Source organism: Lamprobacter sp. (assembly GCF_034860625.1).
Taxonomy (GTDB): Bacteria; Pseudomonadota; Gammaproteobacteria; order Chromatiales; family Chromatiaceae; genus Lamprobacter.
This window is the reverse complement of record NZ_JAYESN010000585.1, coordinates 1-1133: the sequence shown is the minus strand read 5'-3', so window position 1 is coordinate 1133 and position 1133 is coordinate 1. Positions and strand designations below refer to the sequence as shown.

General features: G+C 59.2%; 2 protein-coding genes. Both read left to right on the top strand.

From position 1 onward, the window contains the following. The coding region (locus tag VBE63_RS30015) for a TRCF domain-containing protein (protein ID WP_323686621.1) at positions 1-412 on the top strand (412 nt) is incomplete at its 5' end. A gap of 319 nt (positions 413-731) precedes the next feature. Next, complete coding sequence (locus tag VBE63_RS30005; protein ID WP_323686620.1) at positions 732-1007, top strand: antitoxin; 276 nt, start codon at positions 732-734, stop codon at positions 1005-1007. Positions 1008-1133: the final 126 nt, after the last annotated feature.

Sequence of the window (1133 nt, the reverse complement as noted above, 5' to 3'; positions counted from 1 at the left end):
TGCTCTGCTGCCGGACGACTACCTGCCGGATGTCCACACCCGGCTGGTCACCTACAAGCGCATCGCCAGCGCCGCTGATCGTGCCGAGCTGAAAGACCTCCAAGTCGAGATGATCGACCGCTTCGGCCTCTTGCCGGAACCGACCAAGACCCTGTTCGCCGTCACCGAGCTAAAGCTCAAGGTCCAGCCCTACGGCATCAGGAAGATCGAGGCCGGTCCCAAAGGCGGGCGCATCGTCTTCGGCGAGCAGCCGAATATCGATCACATGAAATTGATCCAGCTGGTGCAGTCCCGCCCCAAGGACTTCAAGCTCGATCAGGCGGCTGGCGCCCTGCGATTTACGATGGAGATGACTGATCCGGCCAAGCGGATCGATCAGGTCGGCACGGTGGTGGGGCATTTGGTGGGATGACGCTTTCCGAGCACGAAAGGCGTCCACCGTGCTAACTTTTTTCCATGAAAGCCATCACCTGGGCCCCGGAGAAGAACAGGTTGCTCAAGACCGAACGTGGTATCTCGTTCGAGGATGTCGTGTTCCACATCATGACCGGAGACATCCTCGATACGATCGAGCATCCGAATCAGACGCGGTACCCTGGTCAGTAGATCCATGTGATTGACATCGAGGGATACGTCTACCTGGTGCCGTTCGTGGAGTCTGAGGGCGAGGTCTTTCTGAAGACGATCATCCCTAGCCGCAAGGCAACCAGGACCGATCGAGGCAAAGGCACATGACCCAATTGGATACCGAGGAACAGGCGATCCTTGACGCCTTCGAGTCGGGAAAGGTTAAGCCTGCGGAAGACGCGACAGCCACGCAGCAGCGACATCGAGACGATGCAGCGGCCATGTTCCGGCAAGATGAGCGGATCAACATCCGCCTCACGTCCAAGGACTTGCGCGGCCTGCAGAAGAAGGCACTCGCCGAAGGCGTTCCCTATCAGACGCTCGCCGCAAGCATCTTGCATCAGTACGTGGAAGGTCGGCTGTGCGAGCACGATCGCTGACGACCGCGCCGACAAGCGCATATCGGCACCGACCGCGAGCAAGCAGGGGAGACACCCCCTGCACCCCCCAAAAAGGCCAAAAAAGACCAACACCCCCAACCAACACCCACCGGGGTCGTTTAAAAA

Coding starts and splice junctions, on each gene's coding strand:
- VBE63_RS30005 (WP_323686620.1), top strand. CDS start 732: ATGACCCAATTGGATACCGAGGAACAGGCGATCCTTGACGCCTTCGAG.